The 18,071-nt window shown below is 40.6% G+C and carries 12 protein-coding genes; 6 read left to right on the top strand and 6 right to left on the bottom strand.

What is annotated here, in order from left to right:
• Positions 1 to 173: 173 nt before the first annotated feature.
• Positions 174 to 1,157 (bottom strand): alpha/beta hydrolase, encoded by a 984-nt coding sequence (locus tag CKW03_RS06975; protein WP_093095299.1) that lies wholly within the window; start codon positions 1,155 to 1,157, stop codon positions 174 to 176.
• 206 nt (positions 1,158 to 1,363) lie between these two features.
• Here CKW03_RS06975 and CKW03_RS06970 point away from each other — a divergent pair, with 206 nt between their 5' ends.
• On the top strand, positions 1,364 to 3,892 hold the full coding sequence (locus CKW03_RS06970) for a DUF1549 domain-containing protein (protein ID WP_197700986.1): 2,529 nt from the start codon (positions 1,364 to 1,366) through the stop codon (positions 3,890 to 3,892).
• Positions 3,893 to 3,918: 26 nt separating this feature from the next.
• Positions 3,919 to 5,340, top strand: coding sequence for a DUF1501 domain-containing protein (locus CKW03_RS06965; protein ID WP_093095297.1), 1,422 nt, complete (start codon positions 3,919 to 3,921; stop codon positions 5,338 to 5,340).
• 48 nt (positions 5,341 to 5,388) lie between these two features.
• On the opposite strand, the gene CKW03_RS06960 is transcribed toward CKW03_RS06965, so the two are convergent.
• Both CKW03_RS06960 and CKW03_RS06955 read right to left on the bottom strand, forming a co-directional pair.
• Positions 5,389 to 6,132, bottom strand: a complete 744-nt coding sequence (locus CKW03_RS06960) for a glycoside hydrolase family 16 protein (protein WP_093095296.1) — start codon at positions 6,130 to 6,132, stop codon at positions 5,389 to 5,391.
• 119 nt (positions 6,133 to 6,251) lie between these two features.
• The gene (locus tag CKW03_RS06955) at positions 6,252 to 7,124 is read right to left on the bottom strand and encodes a response regulator transcription factor (RefSeq protein ID WP_093095295.1); all 873 of its coding nucleotides are present in this window, start codon (positions 7,122 to 7,124) and stop codon (positions 6,252 to 6,254) included.
• A gap of 430 nt (positions 7,125 to 7,554) precedes the next feature.
• Here CKW03_RS06955 and CKW03_RS06950 point away from each other — a divergent pair, with 430 nt between their 5' ends.
• Both CKW03_RS06950 and CKW03_RS06945 read left to right on the top strand, forming a co-directional pair.
• On the top strand, positions 7,555 to 10,539 hold the full coding sequence (locus CKW03_RS06950) for a SusC/RagA family TonB-linked outer membrane protein (protein ID WP_093095292.1): 2,985 nt from the start codon (positions 7,555 to 7,557) through the stop codon (positions 10,537 to 10,539).
• 48 nt (positions 10,540 to 10,587) lie between these two features.
• Positions 10,588 to 12,162, top strand: coding sequence for a RagB/SusD family nutrient uptake outer membrane protein (locus CKW03_RS06945; RefSeq protein WP_093095290.1), 1,575 nt, complete (start codon positions 10,588 to 10,590; stop codon positions 12,160 to 12,162).
• Positions 12,163 to 12,259: 97 nt separating this feature from the next.
• On the opposite strand, the gene CKW03_RS06940 is transcribed toward CKW03_RS06945, so the two are convergent.
• Positions 12,260 to 12,991, bottom strand: a complete 732-nt coding sequence (locus tag CKW03_RS06940) for a hypothetical protein (protein WP_093095288.1) — start codon at positions 12,989 to 12,991, stop codon at positions 12,260 to 12,262.
• A gap of 228 nt (positions 12,992 to 13,219) precedes the next feature.
• Here CKW03_RS06940 and mgrA point away from each other — a divergent pair, with 228 nt between their 5' ends.
• Together mgrA and CKW03_RS06930 are read left to right on the top strand one after the other, a co-directional pair.
• Positions 13,220 to 14,248 carry an L-glyceraldehyde 3-phosphate reductase gene (mgrA, locus tag CKW03_RS06935; protein ID WP_093095287.1) on the top strand — a complete coding sequence of 343 codons (1,029 nt, stop codon included), beginning with the start codon at positions 13,220 to 13,222 and terminating at the stop codon, positions 14,246 to 14,248.
• 147 nt (positions 14,249 to 14,395) lie between these two features.
• On the top strand, positions 14,396 to 15,304 hold the full coding sequence (locus CKW03_RS06930; protein ID WP_093095286.1) for an NAD(P)/FAD-dependent oxidoreductase: 909 nt from the start codon (positions 14,396 to 14,398) through the stop codon (positions 15,302 to 15,304).
• A gap of 108 nt (positions 15,305 to 15,412) precedes the next feature.
• Here the strand turns inward: CKW03_RS06930 and CKW03_RS06925 are convergent, their stop codons facing one another.
• Together CKW03_RS06925 and CKW03_RS06920 are read right to left on the bottom strand one after the other, a co-directional pair.
• The gene (locus CKW03_RS06925) at positions 15,413 to 16,942 is read right to left on the bottom strand and encodes a CotH kinase family protein (RefSeq protein ID WP_093095284.1); all 1,530 of its coding nucleotides are present in this window, start codon (positions 16,940 to 16,942) and stop codon (positions 15,413 to 15,415) included.
• Between the two features lie 213 nt (positions 16,943 to 17,155).
• The gene (locus CKW03_RS06920) at positions 17,156 to 17,947 is read right to left on the bottom strand and encodes an NIPSNAP family protein (RefSeq protein ID WP_093095283.1); all 792 of its coding nucleotides are present in this window, start codon (positions 17,945 to 17,947) and stop codon (positions 17,156 to 17,158) included.
• Positions 17,948 to 18,071: the final 124 nt, after the last annotated feature.

Here is an 18,071-nt window from a genome sequence, read left to right as displayed (position 1 = left end):
GTTCTATCTTTAAAATACTAAAAGCTAATTTGTTTTCATTGACAACATGCTGCCATCACCTTCCGATAAAATTAGTCCAAATTTTTACTTCTCATGGTGACACTGAAAAAGGAAACCTAATTTGCGACAAACTGCCCCTCATGAAATCCCCTTTCAATAAAACTTACCTACACCTATTCCAAACCAAAAAGGGCTTTCTTCAGACCAAGAGCTGCCAATTCTGTTGAAAATTTTACTGCAGGGATATGATCCAAAGGATTTAACAAACCATAATCATGGATAAACCCATTATAGGTTTGAATGGTGGTAGGTACTCCTGCTTCATCCAATTTTCTGGCATAGGCTAAGCCTTCATCGAAAAGAATATCATTTTCAGCTAATTGAACCAATGCTGGAGGTAATCCTTTTAATTCCTCGATACTGGCATTGAAAGGGGTAGCATAGTATTCTTTTCTTTTACTTTCCTCGGGCAAATAGTTATCCCACATCCATTTCATCATATTGGAGGTCAAGAACCTTCCTTCTGCATATTTCTTCCAGGAATCTCTGCTGAAATCTGCATCCGTCACTGGCCATAATAGCAATTGGAACTTTATCTTCGGCCCACCTTTATCCTTTGCCATCAGGCAGGTTACTGCGGTCATATTGCCGCCAACGCTGTTTCCGGCAATGGCTAGATTTGAACCATCGACTCCGATTTCATCACCATTTTCGGAAACCCATTTTGTAGCAGCATAGATTTCATTGATGGCAACAGGGTATTTTGCTTCTGGGGAAGGCGTATAATCCACAAAAACTGCCGCTGCACCAGAGTTTACCACCAAATCCCGAACCAGGCGCCTATGGGTGGGGTAATCTCCTAAAATCCAGCCGCCACCGTGGATAAATATAAATACGGGCAGCTTTTTATCTTTGGACTTCTCTGGTTTAACGATATGGATATTGACCTTAATACCATCTTGGCTAATTTCTCTTTCCGATTCTGAAATCCCTGAATAGTCAACCTTCACTGATTTTTGAGCATCAACCAAGACTTGACGTGCATCTTCAGGAGACAGCGTCTCCAATGGCTCGCCACCGCTATTGTTGAGGCCATCTAAAAATTCACGGATTTGAACTATGATTTGTGGGTCTTTCTCTGCTTTTCTTTCTGACATAGTAATAGTGTTAAGATTTAAAAATTAGGGTTACGAAGGAAACATCGTAACAATTAGAATATATATACAACAAACAATCGGGCAAACTGTTGCAGAAAGCTGTTAATTACTGATTTCGAGGCTTTTCAAAACATGATGGTGCAGGATGGTCCTTGGGAATTATTTATTAACTTTAGTTAAACCCGGTCAGCAATAAAGGACCAATCATGTATAAACCAACTAGTCAAAAGATTTTTTCCTTCTATAAACCCGCATGCCTTTTGCTGGGCTTTTTGCTTTTGTTTTTCATAGTTTCAGCCCAAGAAGTTGTGGTTGAAACCCAGGAAATAACTAATACTGAAGCAGAGCCTTGGTGGGGTTGGGTATTTTTAGGGAGACTACACCCGATGCTGGTCCATTTTCCGGTTGCCCTGATTTTGGTTGCTGGCTTTATGGAGCTTGCGAAGCTCCGCAGCTTTCAATCCAATCTAAGGACAGGAACGAATTGGTTAATTTATATTGGGGCAGTTTCGGCAGTCCTTGCAGCTGGATTAGGGTTATTCTTGGCCAATACAGGTACATATTCTGGGGAAACATTTGAATGGCATCAATGGTCCGGTATCAGCACCGCCGTTTTTGGAGCCATTACCGCTCTTGTTCTCCTGCAGATCATGAAGCATGATAAAAAAGGATTGATCCCCATATATCGCACTTCGCTCCTCTTGACGGTCTTAAGTATTTTTATGGCAGGCCATTTTGGTGGATCCTTAACCCATGGACAAGATTATCTATTGAGCACTACGCCTTGGGCGCCTCAAGATGAGAACTTAGCTGAAATTGCAGGGGGAGTATCATCTGCAGAGTTTGATTTCGCCTCTTTTTCCACTGCATCCGATAGCTTAACCACGGAACAGCAGGTCAACTTGAACCTAGCGGTACGGACGATATTTGCCCACCATTGTTTTCAATGCCATGGCAGTGATAAAACCGAAGGAGAGTTACGCCTAGACCAAAAGGATATGGTCTTCAAGGGCGGTGAGTCTGGACAAGTCATACTACCTGGAGATTCAGAACACAGTGAATTGCTCCGTAGGGTTTCTCTCCCTCCCGGACATAAAGAAGCCATGCCAGGCAAAGGAAAACCACTGGGAGAAAAGGATATTGCCATAATCAAGTTATGGATCGATAAAGGTGCGCCTTGGCCAGATAATATTAAAGGAATTTTTCCAAATGCGCCATTGGAACCGCGAAAACCAGAATTACCAGCCGTTGTTGCAGGAATGGAAAATCCTGTAGACCGCTTGGTGAATGCTTATTTTAAGAAAAATGGAATACAATGGCAAAAACCTGTGGACGATCGCACCTATATCCGTCGAGTGTATTTCGATCTCATCGGGTTACCGCCTACGGATCAGGAAATCAAGAGTTTTGTAGCTGATGGTAATTCTGATAAGCGGGAGAAACTGGTCAATAGCCTCCTTGCTAAGGATCGAGAATACGCAACGCATTGGACAACCTTTTGGAACGATCTATTACGAAATGATTATTCTGGAACAGGCTATATCACCGGAGGACGCTTCAATATTTCTGATTGGTTATTTAAATCTCTGCAAACCAACAAGCCTTATAAACAATTTGCTATGGAATTACTGGATCCTACGGAAGAGTCCAAAGGCTTCATCAAGGGAATAGCCTGGAGAGGCGCAGTCAACAGCAGCCAGACCACCGCTATGCAGGCCGCGCAAAATGTTTCCCAGGCCTTATTAGGGGTCAACCTGAAATGTGCTTCTTGCCATGATAGCTTTGTGAGTGATTGGAAATTAGATGATGCCTATGCATTTGCCAATATATTTTCTGAAGAACAGCTGGAAATCAACCGCTGTGATATCCCTACTGGAAAAATGGCGGATACCCGTATTTTATGGCCAGAATTAGGAACCATCAGCAAAACCGGGACTGTAAAGGAAAAATCTAAAGAATTATCCCAACTCCTGACCCAACCTGAAAATGGCAGACTCTACCGGACTTTGGTGAACCGGATATGGGCGCAATTAATGGGTAGAGGAATCGTGTCTCCAACGGATGAAATGGACAAAAAGCCATGGAGCGCTGATCTATTGGATTGGATGGCAGTCAATTTTGTGGAAGAGGGCTATGATATCAAAAAATTACTGTATCTGATCACTACTTCGAAAACCTATCAACAACCTTCTATTGGATTGGAAGATCAGAGTGCGATCAATGCGCCAAACTTTGTCTTCAGGGGTATATTAAAAAAGAAACTCACTGCCGAACAATTTTCGGATGCCTTAAGTACGGTAGTATCTCCGGTATATACGATAGATGCCCTGAAATACAATCCACTTGCAGATCCTAAAGCCTATATGGATGCCTCTTCTTTTGTAAGGGCAGCCTTGGTCCAAAACGATCCATTCTTAACGGCCTTAGGGCGACCAAGCCGGGAAAACGTAATCAGCGTGCGTGAGGGTCATGTCACTCTCTTGCAAGCCATGGAATTGACAAATGGAACTAAATTAAACGAGACTTTGATTCAAGGAGCCAAGAAATGGCTGGCGCAATACAAAGACCCTAATGAATTGACCCAAGCTATATATGGACAAACTTTGGGAAGAAAGCCTAGTGCGGATGAATTAAAGATTGCCAATAAATTATTTGAAGGAAAGCTGGAAGAAGGTTCTGTGCAGGAACTTCTTTGGGCAATCGTATTACTCCCAGAATTTCAATTTATTGAATAAAAACAGATGGGATAAATGAATCGATCATGAAACTGAATTATAACCGAAGGGATTTCTTGAGGACCGCAGGTGTAGGAACCTTGGCGGCATTAGCTGCTGGCTCTCCCCTTTCTGCCTTGTTATCCTCCTGTTCGGGCAAAGGTACAGCAACTGCCGATTCTGTGATCCTGCTTTGGATGGCAGGTGGAATGGCACATACCGAAACCTTTGACCCCAAACGCTATACGCCTTATGAAAAAGGCTTGGACTCCAATAAGGTACTGAGCACTTTCAAATCCATCCCGACGGCATTGGATGGAATCGAATTTTCGGAAGGCTTGGAATCGATTGCTGCCATGATGGACAAAGGCACATTGATTCGCTCCTATATGGCGGCGGATTTAGGCCATATTCTACATTCTAGGCATCAATACCATTGGCATACCTGTTATGAACCACCCCAAACGGTGGCTGCTCCACATATTGGTTCATGGATCGCGCAGGAATTGGGTCCAAAAAACCCGGTAATCCCTGCTTTCATCAATATTGGACAACGCATGACCGTGGGTGAAGCGGAAGAACTCAAGGCATTCCATACTGCCGGTATATTAGGCAGTGAATTTGGTCCCTTTATGATTCCTGATCCCTCTTCAGGATTGGACTCCGTTAAACCGCCTGCAGGGATGTCCTTCAGTAGGTTCGAGCGTAGAAACCAACTTTATAATGAACTCTTAGGGAAAAACGCCATTGGCGACCTAGGCAGTGATTACCAAAAGGAATCCTTTAAGCGATCTATGGAACAGGCCTATAGATTACTTAAATCTCCTGAGGCGAAGACTTTTGATTTATCTGAGGAACCGAAGGAAACTTACGACATCTATAATACAGGAAAATTTGGCTTAGGTTGCCTGATGGCGCGCCGTTTGGTTGAACAAGGGGCACGCTTTATTTCGGTTACCAGTGAATATGAACCGTTCATGGGTTGGGATACCCATGAAAACGGCCATACCAGAGCCAAGGACATGAAGAAATTGATCGATGCACCCATCGCCCAATTATTGAAAGACCTAGAGCGTTCTGGCCACTTGGACCGCACCTTGGTAATATTAGCCAGTGAGTTCAGCCGCGATATGGTGATGGAAGGTAGGCCTGGTGCAGAAGTGCTGCATCAAGTTGATCAACCTGATATTATCAATGATATCAAGAACTATGGCATGCACAGGCACTTTACAGATGGAAGCTCCATCCTCATGTTTGGTGGCGGAGTCAAAAAAGGCTTTGTATATGGCAAAACGGCTGATGAAAGGCCCTGCAAAACAATAGAAAAACCAATTCGGATTGAAAGGATCCATCAATCTATCTACCATGCCCTTGGCATCGATCCGCAAAAAAATGTGGTGGTGGAAGGAAGACCGTTCTATACAACTCCCGACGGTGTGCATAAAGCAGAATTAGAGCTATTTATATAAAAAAGCCATGTTGGATATTCATCATGGCGAGTATACTTTAGGGAGCTTCTATCGTTGATAGACCCTGACGTAGTCGATAACATAGCTTTGAGGAAATAAACTATCATCTATTCCTTTTTGTCCACCTAGACCTCCTCCTATTGCCAAATTAAGGAGCAAATGGAATTTTTGGTCAAATGGCCATTCTGCTGCTGTTTTCCCTTCATTCTTAAATGTGAAATAGAGTTTCTTATCCGCATAGATCTTAATCTCATTGGCATCCCATTCCAAAACATAGGTATGAAACTTCTTGTGCGCATCGGGCAGGTAGGTGGATTTCCCTTTTTGGGTACCGATGACATGGTTATAGCTTTCGGTATGCACCGTACCCAAGACAGAATCAGGATGAGAACCTATATATTCCATGATATCAATCTCACCACTCTTTGGCCAACCCCCATAGGTATCTGCGGAAGGCATCATCCAGATAGCAGGCCATGTACCACGTCCAGTGGGTACCTTTGCCCTGATTTCAAAACGCCCATATTTCCAATCTCCTTTATGGATGGTCCTCAATCTCGCTGATGTATATTTCTTGCCGCCTGCATTCTGTCGTTTGGCCGTAATGGTCAAATAACCTTTTTTGACATAAGCATTGGAGGTATCATGAGCGGTATAATGTTGGGCTTCGTTATTACCCCAATTATAGGCATTCCCTTTGGTATCAAAACTCCATTTTGTGGAATCTGGTAAACCTTCGTAATTGAATTCATCTTGCCAGACTAATTTCCATTTCTTATTCTTCTTTTCCATTTTCTGGGAAAAGACAGTGCTGCTAATGCAGGAAAAAAGAAGGAGCATTGCAATGTGGAGTAAGTTTTTCATAGCGCTGTAATTTGCTATAACAAACATACGCAAAGTATCTTTCCTTTTTAAGAAGCGAAATTATTCCCCATCCTATTGATGAAGTTACTCGGTCGCAATCCAAAATGTTTATGGAAGTCCCTTGAAAAATTGGACTGTTCCGAATAGCCCACCATACTGGCAATTTGGGAAACGGTAAATTGGCGGAGCATGATTAATTCAGCTGCCTTTTCCAATTTCACCAACTTTATGATTTCATTGGGTTTGAGGTCGGAGAACTTACTGACCTTTCGATAGAGGGTAGGCCTACTCATATGCATCAATTCGGCTAAGAGATCGACGGTCATATCCGCTTCGGCAATATGCTCTTCAACGATAGTATACAATTTTTCTAAAAAATAATCAGAAGTATCAGCCTCTAGATCTGTTCTATTTCCAACAATGGAAAGGTTGCTGAAATATTCCCTTATCATCTGCCGATTGAACAATAAATTTTCAATTTGTACCAAAAGATATTCCAATGAAAATGGTTTCTCGATACAGACATCGGCTCCATGTCGCAATACTTCAATCTTCAGGTCGTAACCACGTTGCTCGGTAAGAAAGATCAAAGGAATATGACAATGCATAGGATCAGATTTGATTCGCTCACATAATTGAATCCCCTGCATTTCAGGCGACAAAATCTCTGCAATAACCAGCTGAATATTGTTTTTTAACAAAATCTGCTCAGCTTCCTCCATATTTTCTGCCCGTAGGATGATATAACTGCTCTTGAGTTCTTTGTATAGATAAGCCAATAATTCCTTATCACTCTCCACTAAAAGAATTTGTGGTTTTTGTAGTTCAGCATCGACAAGATTAGAACCCTCGGCAGTGGAATTCCAAGAGTTTTTTTTGATCAAGCATGGCGTATTAAACTGTACAGATATCGGCTTCATAAAATCAGTAATGTTTATAAATAAGTTTAATAGTTTAATCTAGGTCTAATCCTAATTTACAAAAAAAAACAACAATTAATCAAAGTTTATCATGCAACCACTTTTATGACAAACATTAACAAAAAGTTAACTAAAAAACACATTGAGACGAAATGATATAAAATTGAGACGATTTGACGTCAGAGAAAGACCTACTTTATTGACTTTTACATCAACAGAACTAATCAAATATGAACCACTCTATCCGCATGGACTATGCCCGGAATTTTATTTCGTGGCGATCCAAATTACGAAAGCCAATCTTACAGCAAGAAGCCCGAGGAGAAAACCCAAGTCGACAATCTAATTGACATAGATTGCAGCATGCTTAGGTTAAGGAGCTCCTCAACAAATTACTAAACCTTAAAACACAAACATTAGAAACAACCGTATGAAAAAGACTTTACTTAAAAAGTACCTGGTTACTATTATGGTTATCCTGCTATCGATTCCTGTTTTTTCACAAGAAAAGAACATTACTGGCTCGGTTAAAAATGAAGCTGGTGAAGCTTTAGCTGGAGCTACCATCCGAGTAAAAGGAACATCATTAGCTGTAACCACAGATAATCTGGGTGCTTTCAATTTAGCAGTTCCTAATGCTGCAACCGCATTAGAAGTATCCTTTGTAGGATACCAAAGCAAAGAAGTTGCTATAGCGGGCGAGCATATTGATATCCAACTGCAATCCTCTTCTGATCAGGGATTGGATGAGGTCGTAGTAATTGGCTATGGAACCGCAAGGAAGAAAGATTTAACTGGTTCGTTGGTCACTATTCAAGCCAAGAACTTTAACAAGGGTTTGATGACCGCCCCTGACCAATTAATCCAAGGTAAGACTCCTGGTGTCATGGTTATCAACAATACTGGCCAACCAGGCGGTTCTGCGACTGTTCGTATTCGTGGAAATTCCTCTATACGCGCCAGTAACAATCCTTTATTTGTATTAGATGGAGTGCCGATGTCTGGGAACTCGCCACTTCCTGCAGGTCGTGGAGGCTTTTCCTCGGACCGTGGAAATCCCTTGACTTACTTGAATCCTAGTGACATCGCCAGCATGGACATCTTGAAAGATGCTTCGGCAACGGCTATTTATGGGTCTAGAGGTGCGAATGGTGTAGTTATCATTACCACCAAGAAAGGTGTAGCTGGTGAACCAGTAGTTCAAATTGGAGCGTCTGCCGGTGTATCGGGCATGCGTCAATATCCAGATGTTTTGGATGCGGCAAGATTTAGAGAAGCCTTAAATTATTACACCCCATCTGAAGCAGCTAATTCTGATTTCGGTGGCAATGAGGATGCCTTCAAGGCAATTACTAGACAAGCCATTACACAAAACTACTATGGTGATGTTTCTGGCGGTTCTGAGTATGGTAAATACCGTCTATCGGCTGGATATTTAAACCAGAACGGTATCATCCGTGGTTCCCAACTTAAAAAATACACAGGTAACTTTACTGGGAATTTCAACTTCCTGGAAAATAAAAGATTAGGGTTGGATGTCTCTTTATTCCTTACCCAATTGGATAATAGGTATGCTCCTATCAATGCCATGGTAGGTGCTGAAGGAAATGTGATTTCACAAGCAATGCAATGGAATCCTACCCTACCGATAAGAGATGAAAATGGAAACTTAACTTTTGTCAGTACAACAACAAGAAATCCGCTGACGAGCATTGATGCATTCAAGGATCAATCGACCACGAATACCATGGTTGCCAATCTATCCCCTTATTACAAAATAACTGATGATTTGGAATACCGTTTCATTTACAGTGTTATGCGCCAAACTGGTGCTCGTGAAGGGATGTACCGCGCAGGTCTGATTGACCCTTCTGCTTCAGAAGTCGAGCAAGCATTTATCTCCAATAATGCAGAAACTAACCTGCAAATGACGCATACCCTTTCTTATAACAAGCAAATCAATCCAGATTGGAATATCAATGGTTTGATCGGTTATGAGTTCTTGAACTATAATTACAAGAATAACATGACCTTCGGAGGTGGATTTAAATACATGGGTCTTGATTATTTCGACTATCTGCAATATTCCACTGTGGCTACCCGCGATATTTCATCCTATAAAAGCCCTACCAACGAGCTGCAATCCATGTTCTTAAGGGGAGGTTTCAATTATAAAAACCGTTACTTATTTACAGGAACAGTTCGCCGTGATGGTTCCACCAAATTTGGTTCAAACAATAAATACGCGATCTTCCCGTCCCTAGCGGTTGCTTGGAATGTGAATGAAGAAGAATTCATGCAATCCAATGAGATCTTTGATCAATTGAAGCTTAGATTAGGTTGGGGTAAAACAGGTAACCAAGAGTTCCCATCTGGCGCTTCATTGAATAGGTTTATCTTTGGTAACCAAAGCATCAGCCAAGCCAACTACGGTAATGATGACCTGCGCTGGGAAACTTCATCAACCATCAACGTGGGCTTGGATTTCGCCATCTTGAAAAACAGATTGTACGGATCGATTGACTACTTCAATAAAAAGACCACCGATGCCTTGTTTGAGCAAACGCTTGCCCAACCATCACCTGCCGGATTAATCTGGGTAAACCTGGATGGTGAGATTGTCAATAAAGGTCTTGAAGTTGCCTTGACAGGTACCATCGTAAATACCAATGATTGGACTTGGGACTTGACCGGAAATGCGACTTTCCTACAAAACAGCGTTAGTGGTTTGGTCGGCTATTATGAAACTGGTGCCTTACGTGGACAAGGGTTTACAGGCGTATTGGGCCAAAGAATGGTGAACGGACAACCCTTGAATGTTTGGTATTTAGCACAATATGAGGGGATCGATCCTGATACAGGCATGAGCATGTATCGTGGTCAAGATGGTAGCATCAGCAGCCAAAATGACCCTGCAATCAATAAGTTCTATTCAAACAGCCCGAATCCAACTACACTACTGGGTATTTCAACAAATGTGAGTTATAAGAAACTGACCTTATCGGCGAATATGAATGGAGCTTTTGGTCATTATTTATTCAATAATACTGCAGCAACCGTATTGGGATTGAGTAACCTTTCTTCCAGAAATATCGGAGAACAATTCTTTGATACTTCGGTGAAGGAATCTACTTCCAATTCATCTGCTCCTTCTACACGCTTCTTGGAAAAAGGCGATTATCTTAAGTTAGCTAACCTTTCCTTGAGTTATTCATTGGGCAATATTGGCAAGACCTTTAAGAATTTCAATGTTTCCGTGACTGGACAAAACCTATTTATTTTCACTAAATACACTGGTTTTGACCCTGAAGTCAACACTGACGGATCAACCAATGGTATTCCTTCCTTAGGCATTGAATACCTGCCATACCCGCCTGCAAGGAATATTTTATTAGGTGTCAACTTTTCACTGTAATAAGGGAGGATAGCAACATATTATTGGTAACAATAAAACATTAGACAAATGAAATTAAGAACACTATTATATATCGCTTTGGCAGGAACTACGTTTGTTGGGATCCATTCCTGCACGAAACTGAACGAAGAATTTAGAAGTGAAATGGAGGAAGGGGAAGCATCCAACATTAATCCTGCGGAACTTTTGGTCACTGCTTACAACTCACTGAACACGCCATATCAACAAGAACAACGCTGGGTAATGCAGGAGATATCTACAGACGCAGCAATGGCTCCTACCCGCGGTGGCGACTGGGATGATAACGGTATGCATCGTGCCATTCACTTACATACTTGGAATGCGGACAATGGCTATATGAACGGGACCTTTGTGAGCTTAGGAACTGTCATCTACAACGCCGGAACGGTTTTACGCTATAATCCAAATCCTCAACAAGGTGCTGAAGCAAGGTTTGTCCGTGCATTGGCAATATTTGATCTATTGGATCTTTATGGCGTGGTGCCTATCCGCGAAGGGGAATCCATTGAAGATTTCAGGATTCCTCCTAATGTGCTACAGCCTCAAGCTGCGATAGATTTTTTGATCAAGGAGATGGAAGAAATCATTAATAGCTTACCCGATAATGGACCTAATTTGGCCTATGTCGCGAATAAGAATGCAGCCAAAACTCTATTGATGAAAGTCTACTTGAACAAAGGCACTTTCTTAAACCGCCAACAGCCAACCTTTGCTGCTGAAGACATGAACAAGGTTATTGCATTGGCAAAAGAAATTACAAGTTCAGGAAAATACACTGTAGCGGCCCCTGGTAAGTACTTTGATAATTTTGCACCTGATAACGATGTGAAATCTACGGAGAACATATTCACGCTATACAACGAAAATGGAGTCCGCGGTGGGAATGTTGATCGTACTTGGTATACTATCGCCCATTACAACCTTAATCCCGGTGGATGGAACGGATGGTGTACCCTATCAGACTACTACGACAAATTTGAATCGATAGATGAAAGAAGAGGGATTTACTATAATTACCCTGCGGATACCACATCTAACAGAAAGAAAAACTATGGTAGACAAAATGTGGGATTCTTTGCTGGTCAGCAATACAATTGGACGACCAACAAGCCTTTGATGGCGAGAAACCCTGCGAATGCTCCATTGGTATTTACGCGAGAGGTAACCATCAGGACTTCAGGAGCAACCCTTGAAACAGCTGGAATAAGACCGATGAAATATGCATTTGATTATGCAGTTGATGGACAAAGAAACAACGATTGGGTCGTTTATAGATATTCTGATGTGCTATTGATGCAGGCAGAGGCTATTTTAAGAGGAGGTACTGGAACTGCTGCGGAGGCTTTGACTATCGTCAATTCCATTCGTTCAAATCGCGGTATTGCAGCTTTCCCAAGCTTGACCTTGGAGAACCTGCTTGATGAAAGAGCAAGGGAACTGTATTGGGAAGGTTGGAGAAGACAGGACTTGATTCGTTTCGGGAAATTCTTGGATGCTTGGCAAGAGAAAGCTGCAGATCCAGATCCAAAGACTTTGGTTTATCCTATCCCAAGCCAACAGATCTCAGTGAATCCTAATCTTGTTCAAAATGAAGGGTATTAATTATAAAATAGAAATTTAAGTAGTTAGAGTAATTAGGTTAGTTCAAATAGAAACTCCCCGTACACCTTGCATCGGGGAGTTTCGCTTTTTTATAGAATTAGTTTTCTCCGACGGAAATCTTCGATTGCTTTTTCTCCGAAACCTTTTTGTTGATCAAGAACAATTCATCTCCTCTCAATTCATAAGTATGATCTTCGGTCCAGTTCCATGAGGTTGCATCTCTTAGATTGATGCCATTCGCTTTGAAGGAAACTAAGATCTGATTACCTTTTACTTCTAGATTGATCTCATCAAAGGTATCTTGAATGGTTGCACCATCAGGAGTTGTTGGACAATTCTTTAATTCTTCAAGGATCTTAGGCTCCGCACGGAACCACTGTCTCAAGAAATCCATTTGCTTTGAGGAGCATTGATAACCTAGATCTAAGGCCCAAAGGATCTTACATTTTAGGTTACTCCTATCCTCCTTTGCTTCACCATCCCAAGCGCATTCATTGCCGACAAAGGTGGCTATCAATCCTAATACTGCTCGTTCAGGGTCTGAAATGGTTTTGATATAATCTTCATTGAGGACTAGGCTGCTTACATCTGCCTTCACTTCCTGATTGTATTTCTTCTCTCGCCATAGAAATTTAACCTTCTTATCAGTCAATTGGATATTTTCTGGATTTGTATCTGCAGTACTTGCAATTGTATCAGTTGATACAGCATTTGTACTATCTGACTGACTTTCTTGAGTTGTTCCTTGTTTGCTGTTTTGCGTACATGATTGGATCGCAAATGCTAGAATAAGGACCAAAACAAAGGTTTTTGTGCATATTTTCTTCATATTATTAACCATTAGTGATACCTAAAAGTCAGAAAAATTGCTTTAAATTAAAAATCGTTCCCCCAAAGGTTTTAGGAAATGGAGAATTCGTAAGATTAACATAAAATAAGACAATTATCAGATTTAAAAACAAGCTATAAATGGTAAATTAGTAATGTTCAAAACAGGATATTCCTTGAACAACATATCCTTCTGATCGATAAATCAACTAATAAACAAACAAAAACAATGGACTGGAAACCAAAAAGTGATCGATATGACAAGATGATCTATAACCGATGTGGAAAAAGCGGATTACATTTGCCTGCAATCTCCTTAGGACTATGGCATAATTTCGGAGATGACACCCCTCACAGCAGAAAGGTTGAGATCTGCAAAACTGCCTTTGACCTAGGAATTAACCATTTTGATTTAGCTAATAACTACGGCCCGCCAGCTGGAAGTGCTGAATTGGCATTCGGAAGGATTTTAAAAGAGGAGTTTGCTGGCCTGAGAGATGAATTGATCATTTCCTCCAAAGCCGGTTACCTGATGTGGCCAGGTCCTTACGGGGAATGGGGAAGCCGTAAATATTTGATTTCAAGCTGTGATCAATCCTTAAAACGTATGGGTGTAGATTATGTCGATATTTTCTATTCGCATCGTTTTGATCCAAATACTCCATTAGAGGAAACGATGCTGGCTTTAGACCAGATTGTTCGTTCTGGAAAAGCTCTGTATGTGGGAATTTCTTCTTATAACACTCATAGGACAAAGGAAGCTTATGATATCTTAAAATCTTTAGGTACACCATTTATTATTCATCAACCTAGCTATTCCATGTTGAACCGATGGGTGGAAGAAGATCATCTCTTGGACACGCTGGAGGATTTAGGACTGGGATCCATTGTCTTCTCTCCTCTTGCTCAAGGTATGTTGACCAATAAATATTTAAACGAAGTCCCTCAAGACAGTCGTGCGAATCAGGATAAATCTCTGAATAAGAACTTTCTTACGGAGGAAAACCTAAAAAATATTTGGGCATTAAATGAAATTGCCGCAAGTAGAAATCAGACTTTAGCCCAAATGGCTATCGCTTGGGTATTAAAAAATGGCAAAGTAACTTCGGCATTGATTGGTGCTAGTAAAGTTCAACAGGTAATTGATTGCGTCGGTGCCTTAGACAATCTAGAATTTACAGAAACAGAATTAAAACAGGTCGATCAATATGCCAAAGATGGCGGGATCAACATCTGGCAACAATCTGCTGAATTGTAATTTTCCATAAGGATCAAAAAAGGTTCAAACAATGTTTGAGCCTTTTTTACATTAAGATTAAATGCAACACAGTTACATCTCCATTTCATCCTTTATATTTGTTATGTGAATTAGTCAATATTACATTAACAATTTATTCTTGATACTATGGAATTGAAACCTTTATATGACGTCATAATTATTGGCGGAAGCTATGCTGGTCTTTCTGCTGCAATGGCTTTAGGCCGTTCGTTGAAAAACACCCTAATCATTGATAATGGCATTCCTTGCAATCGGCAAACCCCTCATTCCCATAATTTCATTACCCAAGATGGAGAAAAACCAAAGGTTATTGCTGAAAGAGCTAGAGAACAGGTCGCTCAATACAAGAGCATTGAGTTCCTAAATGCTAAAGCTATAAAAGGTAAAAAGCTAGAGGGTAAATTTGAAATCCAGACCGAAGAAGGTGATAAAATCTTCGCAAAGAAATTAATCTTTGCTACCGGCATTAAAGATCTGCTCCCTGAAATCAAAGGCTTTACAGCATGTTGGGGAATTTCTGTCATCCATTGTCCCTATTGCCACGGATATGAGTTCAAGGGCAAAAAGACTGCTATTATGATTGACAATGAAAAGGCATTCCATATTGCCCAATTGGTAAACAATCTGACCGATAACATTACAATCTTGACCTCTGGAAAAACATACTTTTCCGATGTTCAACTTCAAAAATTAAAGGATCATCACATTGATATCATTGACAAAGAAGTTTTAGAAATTGTGCATCACCTAGGAAACATAAATGCAGTGACCTTTACTGATGGAAGCCAGGTCCCATTCGACGCAATTTATGCTTCAGTTCCATTTATACAGCACTCCCAAATCCCTCAAGAATTAGGATGTGAGTTAAATGAGCAAGGGTATATCAAAACTGATTCTTTCCAAATGACGAATATAGAAGGAGTATTTGCCTGCGGCGATAATACCAGTCCTATGCGCTCAGTGGCAAATGCTGTTGCTGCCGGAAACCTCACGGGAGCAATGGTTAATTATATCTTAACTGAAGAGAACTTCTAAAGGCTAATTATCGGCAATTAAAAGGGTTACAATTTGCTACTTTTTAAATCTTCGTTTTGATTCCTAAGGAAAAGCAAAAAAGATTTAAAAAGTAGGCAATTTCCCCTATTAATCAAACTGTGGCCCGTTGATTACCCCATCCAACCAAGTAATACGTTTGGTCAAGAAGTCTCGAACAAAACCTACATATTCTTGATGGGTCGCTGCAACAAACCAACTTTGATTGATATTCATACCTAGTACACCCCAACGTTTAAAGTTGTACCTCTGACTATAACTGATCTTTTTTGCTCTTTGATCAATATACTCGGGCATAGATTCCAATTTCGATTTAACCTCTTTCCAGCGAGACCTAACCAATTTCTTGAAACTAGGATCTACCATCAATTTATTCATCCATGCTCTTGGTTCATGCGCCTTATCCATCATCATAACCTCTTGGCTGTCTCCAAGTCGTTTATCGTTATTAAATCCAAGATCGAAATCCCAAACCGGACCTACATAGATCTTGGGATCTAAACTGCTCTTCTTATACATCCTCATGCTCCAAAGCAAATCCGAATTACCACAAATTTCATTTGCCAAATAGTAATTCACAAAACTTGGTAGATCAAAATAATCCTGATAATTGGAATTTACTTGATCTCCAATCTTGAACAAACTGTTCTCAAAAGTGCCTACATACTTGGTAATATACTCCAGTTGAGCCGGAGTAATATCATCCTCATCTGGGAATTTAACCGTGATAGGCATATTTTGATCAGTAATAAAATGTACAGGCTCAGAATAGGCATAACCATCACCTTCAAGGATAAAACCACCATTTTTCTCATCAATAGCGACGCGATCAATTCCTTCTTTGATATGCTCTGTTAGGGTATAATTCCCCATAAACTCTCCATTCAGGAACAACTCTACATACTGCTGACGAGGTGTATAACCCATATCTAATCTTCTGCTGACTTCAAAAGCAATCTCATTTCGCAACAATGACTGATCGCCATAGTTTGCCAATAGAGCCCAACTCTTATCAGCAGGCATTCCCAATAAAGCCACCTTCTTATCTAATTTTATTCTATATGGCTTTTTAGGCATCCACCAGGTGGAATTACCCCGACCTTTAACCTCTGTAACCCCTTCATAAACTACCTTTCCTTCAAATCCACTGGTTATTTTAATACTTCCTGTGATATAATCCTCTTTGCTTTCAATGGGTTTACCATCCGTAGAAAGGTAAATGGCTGGTAAGCCTGTATCCACAAATTTGACGATATAGGTTTTTCCATCACCATTTTCAGCCGCTACGGTATATTTTACCAGCTTAGAAAAATCCTGCTTATCCTTTCCACTGACCTGCTCGACATTATTAACCGTAACCTTAACCCCTTTATGTTCAAAGTCTGGTGTCAATGCTTGCACATTAGTACCCACCAAGGTTCGAGCAAAAATGGTATCTCCAATGATTTCCGTTTCAATCTCGTTCAATACATTCGGATGCTTATCGGCTGCAAAGACAAAACTAACAAGTTCGTTTTCAGCAGAAAGCTCCGGCTTAAACTTATCCTTTTGGCAAGAAAGAACTGCAATAAATAACAATGAGAAATACCAACAACGTTGGAAAGAAATTCTAGTTTTCATAAATAGTAAATAATTAGGTGAATGGTCAGGTGTAATAATGTGATTGGCGGTCAAATTCTTCAACCTGAACTTAAGCTTTTTTAGGTATCAAAATCCTGAAAAAACAAAAGCCATTTTATAAAAATATAAAACGGCTTTTGTTTAAACAAGTGGACCCAATATATTTATTTTCAATGGGTTTCATTGATAATAAAAATACGTTTATCCAAAGGCTTAATAGTCAGAATAAGCAGTCGGCGCACATAGTATGGTCACGTTCTTAGAAACATTATTTTGGTATTGAGGCATTTCACTCATTGGCTTGTAAAGCGGTCCAAATGCCTTCCAATGTTCTTCTCGGTCGGCCATATTCTCGAAAGTAGTCAAATACATCAAATTAGGCATCGTACTGCCAGCGATGACTTGACCATAGAAGACCGCATTGAAGTTCAATTTCTTAAAAATATCGATCTCGCCATTATTGAACATGGAAACCTTATTCGCAGCAAGCTTTTCAGTGGGCCCCTCATAGCTCCTCAGCTCATAGACTCTTTCACTTTTAGCGGCTTTCAGTTTTGGCAATTCCACAAATGGCATTCCATCAAATGCACGCATCAAAATGGTTTCTATCCTTTGGAATGGAGCATTGCTATGGGCTAAATCCAAATATGCCTTTCCGGCCTCCAGGTATTGCTTGTCTTTTTCCAGGTTGACATCCAGCTTTGCGAAATTCTCTAATCGTTCCGAATAAGTAAGGACATAAACAAGTTTATCAACATTTTCACTGTTCTTCAAAGGCTTAAACACGGCGACCTGTTTGAATCCAAGTTTATGCAAGGCAGGCAAGTAGGCATTCCCCAAATATTGATCTAATTGTTGTTCTTGCTGCGAATTCTGAAAATGATAGACCCTAAGTTGGATGTAGGTTGTTTTAGCTGCCGCAAGAGAAGTTCCTTGAATGAGTAAGAAAAGGAACACAGCAACAATGCGGAGCCGGCAAAATACAGATTGGATTGATTTTGACATATTATTTGACATAGGTTTAGGACCTTTCAATTCTAAGGAAAAGGTCAGTTTGAAAATAAATTATTGGATTAAAGGATTTCCTCTAAAGCAAGATAAAGATAATTAATTTTTGAAAATAATATAC

Origin of the sequence: Sphingobacterium mizutaii (genome assembly GCF_900187125.1) — a bacterium.
In the GTDB taxonomy this organism is placed as follows: Bacteria; Bacteroidota; Bacteroidia; order Sphingobacteriales; family Sphingobacteriaceae; genus Sphingobacterium; species Sphingobacterium mizutaii.
This window is presented reverse-complemented; position numbering and strand designations above follow the sequence as displayed.